This is a genomic window from Kitasatospora sp. NPDC056181, assembly GCF_042266225.1.
Taxonomy (GTDB): domain Bacteria; phylum Actinomycetota; class Actinomycetes; order Streptomycetales; family Streptomycetaceae; genus Kitasatospora.
The window spans coordinates 1-6,613 of sequence record NZ_JBHJUK010000264.1; the positions used below are offsets into that span (position 1 = coordinate 1).

Consider the following 6,613-nt stretch of genomic DNA (forward strand, 5'->3'; position numbering starts at 1 on the left):
GCTCAAGCCCCTACGCGGTCCGCCGCAGGAGCGCCAGGTACATCGCGTCCGTCCCGTGCAGGTGCGGCCAGAGCTGCACGTCCGGCCCCTCGCCCAGCGACGGGACGCCCGGCAGCAGCGGGCGGGCGTCGATCCACTCGACCTTGCCGCCCTGCTCGCGCAGCACGTCGTCCACCACCGCGCGGGTCTCCGCGAGGTGCGGCGAGCAGGTCGCGTAGCCGACGACGCCACCGATCCGGGTGGCCTCGATCGCCGAGCGCAGCAGGTCCCGCTGGAGCGGGCCGAACGCCGCGATGTCCTGCGGGCGGCGGCGCCAGCGGGCCTCCGGACGGCGGCGCAGCGCGCCGAGGCCGGAGCAGGGGACGTCGACCAGCACCCGGTCGAAGCCGCCGGACTTCCAGGCCGGCCGGGTGCCGTCGGCGGCGATCACGGTGTACGGGCCGGGGTTGCCCTCCAGCGCACGGGCGACCAGCCGGGCGCGGTGCGGCTGCTTCTCGCTGGCCACCAGAGCGGCGCCGCGTTCGGCGGCCAGCGCGCCGAGCAGCGCGGCCTTGCCGCCCGGGCCGGCGCAGCCGTCCAGCCAGAGCCGGTCCGGGCCGTCGAGCGGCGCCGCGGCGAGCGCCAGCGCGACGAGCTGGCTGCCCTCGTCCTGGACGCCGGCCCGGTTCTCCCGCACCGCGGTCAGCCCGCCCGGGTCGCCGCCCTCGGCGAGCCGCAGCGCGAACGGGGACCAGCGGCCGGGCTGGGCCTCGGGGAGGGCGTCGGCGAGTTCACCGACGGTGACCCGGCCGGGGCGGGCGACCAGGGTGACCTCGGGCCGCTCGTTGTCGGCGCGGAGCAGCTCCTCCACGGCGGTGCGCCCGGAGGCGTCGGGCTGCCAGCGGCCGAGCGAGTCCCAGAGCGCGGCGACGACCCAGCGCGGGTGGGAGTGGACGACGGCGAGGTGGTCCTCGGCGTCCTGGTCGTACGGCGGGGCGACCTGCCCGATCCAGGTGTCCAGGTCGTGGGCGCTGATCCGGCGCAGCACGGCGTTGACGAACTTGGCCTTGCCGTCGCCGAGCACCACCCGGGCCAGTTCGACGGTGGCCGAGACGGCGGCGTGGCTGGGGATGCGGGTGGTGAGCAGCTGGTGCGCGCCGAGCGAGAGCACGTCGAGGACCGGCGGGTCGACCTTGCTGAGCGGGCGGTCGATGCAGGCGGCGATGACCGCGTCGTAGGTGCCCTGCAGGCGCAGGGTGCCGTAGACGAGTTCGGTGGCGAGGGCGGCGTCGCGCCGGTCCATGCCCTTCTGCTCGGCCTCGCGCAGGAGGGAGGGCAGGATCAGGTTGGCGTAGGCGTCGCGCTCGTCGACGGCGCGCAGGGCGCGGAAGGCGACGATCCGGGCCGGGTCCTTCTTGGGACGGCGGTGCGGACGGGGCGCGCGCTTGGCGCCGGGGGTGCTGCTGGGCGTGCTCATGTTCTGTGTGCCTCAAAGTGCTACGGGGGTTATCAAGGGAACAGTAACGCGAATCCCGGGCCCCGGCCGTCCCGGGCGGGCGCCCCGCCGCAACCCGCGCCACCGTTCCGGCCCGGGGCCGGGGCCGGGATCGGGGCCGGGATCGCCGTCGACGGCGTCCGCCGTACAGAGCCGGTGCCCGCAGGAGGGCGGACAGGGGGAGGCGCCGTCACGCCGCCTCCCGCCGCAAGCCGTCAGCCGTCAGCCGTCAGCCGTCAGCCGTCAGCCGTCAGCCACAAGCTCAGCCCTCAGCCGTCAGCCCTCAGCCACAGGGGGCGCACCGCAGGAGGTCCCGGGGCGCGCACCCGACCGGTTCACTCCTCGCCGGTGCCGAACCGCTCGCCGGACTCGATCCGCGCCCCACGGGCCCAGTCCGCGGCCCGCATCGCCTTCTTGCCCTGCGGGCGCACCTCGCCCAGCTCGACCTCGTGGCTGCCGGTGCCGACCCGGACGCTGTTCTTGCCCACGGCCAGCTCCCCCGGGGCGAGCACCGACGAGTCCGTCACCAGCTTGACCGGCCCGGTGACCTTCAGCCGTTCGCCGCGGAACACCGTCCAGGCGCCGGGGGCGGGCGCGCAACCGCGCACCACGCGGTCGACCCGGAGCGCGGGGTGGGTCCAGTCGATCCGGGCGTCCTCGACGGTGATCTTCGGCGCGAGCGTGACGCCCTCGGCGGGCTGCGGTACGGCGTGCAGGCTGCCGTCGGCGATGCCGTCCATGGTCGCCACGAGCAGCCGGGCGCCGGAGTGGGCGAGCCGGTCGAGCAGTTCGCCGCTGGTGTCGGTGGCGCGGATCTCCTCGGTGAGGATCCCGTAGACCGGGCCGGAGTCCAGGCCCTGCTCGATCAGGAAGGTGGACGCACCGGTGACCTCGTCGCCGGCCAGCACCGCGTGCTGGACGGGGGCGGCGCCGCGCCAGGCGGGGAGCAGCGAGAAGTGCAGGTTGACCCAGCCGTGCTTGGGGATCTCCAGGGTGCCGGGGCGCAGCAGCGCGCCGTAGGCGACCACCGGGCAGCAGTCGGGGGCGAGTTCGGTGAGGCGGGCGACGAACTCCGGGTCGCTGGGCTTCGCCGGCTTGAGGACCTCGATCCCGGCCTCCTCGGCGCGCTGGGCGACGGGGCTGGCGACCAGCTTGCGGCCGCGCCCGGCGGGGGCGTCGGGGCGGGTGACCACCGCGACGACCTCGTGCCGGTCGGAGGCGAGCAGGGCGTCCAGGGCGGGAACGGCGACCTCGGGGGTGCCGGCGAACACGAGGCGCATCAAGTGCCTTTCTGGTGGCGGGAGTTCAAACAGTCAGAACTGAAGGAAACGGGGCAGGCCACAGGGGCCGGAGGGTCAGCGCGCCGACCCGAAGGTGCTGTGCGGCGAGACCTTGACGACGGGCGCGGGTGCGCCGCCCCAGTCGGTGTCGCGGATCGCCTTCAACGCGGCCTTGCGCTGCTCGCGGTCGAGGCGGTCGATGAAGATGATGCCGTCGAGGTGGTCGGTCTCGTGCTGGATGCAGCGGGCGAGCAACTGGGTGCCCTCGATGGTGACCGGGTCGCCGTACATGTTGAAGCCCTTGGCGACGACCCCGTACGCGCGCTTGGTGTCGTAGCGCAGGCCGGGCAGCGAGAGGCAGCCTTCGGGGCCGTCCTGCTCCTCCTCGGTCAGCGAGAGGTCGGGGTTGATCAGGTGACCGGTGACGCCGTCCACGTGGTAGGTGAACACCCGCAGGGAGATGCCGAGTTGAGGTGCGGCCAGGCCGGCGCCCGGGGCGTCGAGCATGGTGTCGGTGAGGTCCCGGACGAGGGTGCGCAGCTCCTTGTCGAAGGTGGTCACCGGCTTCGCGGTGGCCCGGAGTACGGGGTCTCCGAAGATGCGGATCGGCTGGATCGCCACGGGCTGCGGGCTCCTGTCCGTCGGGAGGTCGAGAGGTCGGGAAGTCGAGTGGTCGGGCAGTCGAGTGGTCGGGAGGTCGGGCATTCGAGAGGCCCGGAGGCCGGGCCTCGGGAAACCCCGGGCGGTCTGACCGGCCGGGCCCGCGGCCCGGCGGGACCGCCGAACTCGGGCCGACCACAGGCCAGTCTATGCAATCCCACGGCTCCTCCTCGGGCCGAGCCCGGGCATCTGGCATATCCCGACTCGCCCGGCTGCGTGACCCCGGCCCCCGGTCGGGCGTTGGTCAAGTGAGATTGACCGGGGCCGGAGCGCGCGGGACACGGCGTTCCGGCCGAGCCGAACCGTACGGAAGGTGGCACGTAGGCCATGGCCGAGCAGATCAACCACGACGCCCGGGCGCGGGCGAGCCTGCACCTGCTGGTGCGGGACATCGAGCGGGTGAGGCGGCAGGTCGACGCGCTGCGGACGCTCACCGCCCAGTTGGGCAACGTCTACCGTCCGCGCCGCCCCAGCACCTCGGCGGGGTTCGTGGTGTACGGACGGGCTCCGGCGCCGACGGTGCGCCTGGCGCAGGAGCTGCGCGAGAGCGTGGAGACGCTGGTGGCGGCGGCGGTCGAGTTCGACCGGGCGCTGGGCTTCTCCTGGGACTCGGTGGGCTCGGCCCTCGGGGTCACCAAGCAGGCGGTGCACCGGCGGTACGGGATGCGCCGGCCGGCCAGCGAGCTGCTGGCGGCCGGCGCGGTGCCGGCCTCCGGGGTGCCGGGGGTGCCGGGCCCGAGCCGGCCCGACCGCTCCGAGGAGCTGCCGGCCGCCGCGCCCGCCCCGACCGGGCTGGCCGCGACCGTCCCGGCCGCCCGCCAGGGCGGCCTGGACCGCGCCGCCCTGGACCGCGCCGCCCACGAGCGCGGCACGCTCGACCGCACCGGCGTCCCGCTACGCGGCTGAGCGGCGGCCCGCCCCGGGTGAGGGGCGGCACACCCGACCGCCCCTCACCCGATGTCCGTCGGATCGATCCGCACCTTCACCACCTCCGGTGTCCGCAGCGCGATCCGCGCGATCTGGGCGGCCTTGAGCGCCGCCGCCAGCGCCGCACCCTGCCCGGGCGGCACCCGCAGCAGGGCCCGCTCCTGCTCCTCCCCCCGCAGCGCCTGCACCGGCACCGGCCCGAGCACGTCGGCCTCCGACGGCAGCCGGATCAGACCGAGCAGGTCCGCGACCGCCGCCGGGCTGCCGGTCACCGAGGCCATCCGCGACACCGGCGGGAAGTGCAGCTGGGCCCGTTCCTCCAGCTCCATCCCGGCGTGCCCGAGCGGGTCCCAGCGGACCAGCGCCTGCACCGGCCGCGCCGTCGGCTCGGCGACGACGACCACCGTGCCCCCGTCCGCCGACGGCTTCACCAGCGCGGCGGCGGCCAGCCAGAGCCGCAGCGTCTCCTCCCCGGCCCGCAGGTCGGGCCGGCCGAGCAGCGCCCAGCCGTCCAGCAGCAGCGCGGCCGCGTACCCGCCGCCGCCCTCGACCACCGGTTCGGCGCCCGGCGTGGAGATCACCAGCGCCGGCTCGTCCGGGACGGTCGACAGCACCGCGTCCCGCCCGGAGGTCCGCACCGGGACGCGCGGGAACGCCTTGCCCAGCTCCTCCGCCGTCCGCCGCGCGCCGACCACCTGGGCCCGCAGCCGGAAGGAGCCGCACTCCTCGCAGTGCCAGTCGGCCGCCGCCTCGCCGCACCACGCGCAGTGCAGCGGCGCGTCGGCGGAGGAGGCCTCCAGCGGCCCCTCGCAGCGCCGGCACCGGGCCGGGGTGCGGCACCTCCCGCACGCCAGCCGGGGCACGTAGCCCCGCCGCGGTACCTGGATCAGCACCGGTCCCCCGGCCGCCAGCGCCTCCCGGGCCACCTCCCAGGCCACCGAGGGCAGCCGCGCGGCCTGCGCGGCGGCGTCCCGGTGCTGGTCCTGGTCGGTGACGGTGCGGACCCGCGGCGCCACCTGCCGGACGGTCTCCCGGTCCGCGGCCAGCGGCCTGGCCCACCCGGTGCGGACCAGCTGCGCGCCCTCGACCGTCACGGCGTGCCCGCCGAGCAGCACGCCCGCGCCCTCCTCGGCGGCGCGCAGCAGCGCCACCTCGCGGACGTGCGGGTGCGGGTTGCGCGGGTCGCTGTGGCTGCCGTCGCCGTCGGACCAGACGACCACCAGCCCGAGGTCGCGCACCGGCGCGAACATCGCGGCGCGGGTGCCGATGGCCGCGTGCACCGAACCGCGGCTGACCAGCAGCCACCGCCGGTACCGCTCCTGGGGGCCGAGGTCGGCGGCGAGGGTGGCGTGCATGCCCTCGCCCAGCAGCTCGGTCAGCGCCTGGTCCACCCGGGCCACCGACCGCCCCTCCGGCAGCACGACCAGTGCGCCGCGCCCGCTCGCCAGGGTGGCGGCGACGGCCCGGGCGATCTCGTACGGCCAGCCGGGGCCGGGCAGCGCCATCCAGACCGCGCGGGGCGAGCCGCCACCGGCCAGCGAGGCGAGGAAGTCCGGCCCGGCGGGGTAGCGCGACCAGCCGCCCGGCGCCGGCGCCGCGGGCCGCGGGCGCGGTGCGGGCGAGGGCTGGGCCTCGGCCTTGGCGTGCCGGGGCGGGACAGCCAGCTGGAGGACGTCGGCCAGGGTGCCGGCGTACCGGTCGGCGACGGTCCGGCAGAGCCGCAGCAGCTGCGGGGTGAGCACCGGCTCGGGCGAGAGCACCTGGGCGAGCGGCGCCAGCGGGCCGGCGAAGTCGCTCTTCTCCAGCCGCGCGACGATGAACCCGTCGTGCAGCTCACCGCCCTCGCGCTGGCCCTTCACCACCCGCGCCCCGAACCGCACCCGGACGCGGACGCCGGGCTGCGCCTCCTCCGCCATCGCGGCGGGCACCTCGTAGTCGAAGAACTTGTCGATGGTCAGCACGCCCTTGTCGACCACCACCCGGGCGACCGGCAGGTGCTCGGCCCGCTTGGCGCCGCGCCACGTCCGGGGTTTGGCCCGGCGGACCGCCTCCCGGATGAACGCCAGCTGCTCCGGGCCTCCGCCCTCGTCCTCACTCCCCTGCGTGCTGCTCATCGCTCCCAGTACTACCAGGTCCCACCGACACAACCACGAAATCCACCGCACAACGCCGCAGGCGGCGGGCCCCCCGGGCTCCCCGGGGGGCGCCCCCCGCGCGTCGATACCGGGGTTAGTCACCCGGGTGCAGCATGTGGGGGGGAGCGGTGGCGCCG

The 6,613-nt window shown here is 76.3% G+C and carries 5 protein-coding genes; 1 reads left to right on the plus strand and 4 read right to left on the minus strand.

Annotated elements, in window-relative coordinates; all coding sequences use genetic code 11:
* Positions 1–10: 10 nt before the first annotated feature.
* From ACFC1F_RS42295 to def, 3 genes are all read right to left on the minus strand, one after another.
* Positions 11–1,456 (minus strand): RsmB/NOP family class I SAM-dependent RNA methyltransferase, encoded by a 1,446-nt coding sequence (locus tag ACFC1F_RS42295; RefSeq protein WP_209410251.1) that lies wholly within the window; start codon positions 1,454–1,456, stop codon positions 11–13.
* 353 nt (positions 1,457–1,809) lie between these two features.
* On the minus strand, positions 1,810–2,754 hold the full coding sequence (gene fmt / locus ACFC1F_RS42300) for a methionyl-tRNA formyltransferase (RefSeq protein ID WP_209410250.1): 945 nt from the start codon (positions 2,752–2,754) through the stop codon (positions 1,810–1,812).
* A gap of 75 nt (positions 2,755–2,829) precedes the next feature.
* Positions 2,830–3,375, minus strand: coding sequence for a peptide deformylase (gene def, locus ACFC1F_RS42305; protein ID WP_209410249.1), 546 nt, complete (start codon positions 3,373–3,375; stop codon positions 2,830–2,832).
* A 366-nt stretch (positions 3,376–3,741) separates the two neighbouring features.
* Between def and ACFC1F_RS42310 the strand changes: the two genes are divergently transcribed.
* Positions 3,742–4,320 carry a hypothetical protein gene (locus ACFC1F_RS42310; RefSeq protein WP_376167030.1) on the plus strand — a complete coding sequence of 193 codons (579 nt, stop codon included), beginning with the start codon at positions 3,742–3,744 and terminating at the stop codon, positions 4,318–4,320.
* A 44-nt stretch (positions 4,321–4,364) separates the two neighbouring features.
* Here the strand turns inward: ACFC1F_RS42310 and ACFC1F_RS42315 are convergent, their stop codons facing one another.
* Positions 4,365–6,455: a primosomal protein N' gene (locus ACFC1F_RS42315; RefSeq protein ID WP_376167032.1), complete on the minus strand. Its 2,091-nt coding sequence runs from the start codon at positions 6,453–6,455 to the stop codon at positions 4,365–4,367.
* Positions 6,456–6,613: the final 158 nt, after the last annotated feature.

Excerpts from the sequence above, each read along its gene's own strand:
- ACFC1F_RS42295 (WP_209410251.1), bottom strand. The coding sequence starts at position 1,456 with ATGAGCACGCCCAGCAGCACCCCCGGCGCCAAGCGCGCGCCCCGTCCG.
- fmt (WP_209410250.1), bottom strand. The coding sequence starts at position 2,754 with ATGCGCCTCGTGTTCGCCGGCACCCCCGAGGTCGCCGTTCCCGCCCTG.
- ACFC1F_RS42315 (WP_376167032.1), bottom strand. The coding sequence starts at position 6,455 with ATGAGCAGCACGCAGGGGAGTGAGGACGAGGGCGGAGGCCCGGAGCAG.
- ACFC1F_RS42310 (WP_376167030.1), top strand. The coding sequence starts at position 3,742 with ATGGCCGAGCAGATCAACCACGACGCCCGGGCGCGGGCGAGCCTGCAC.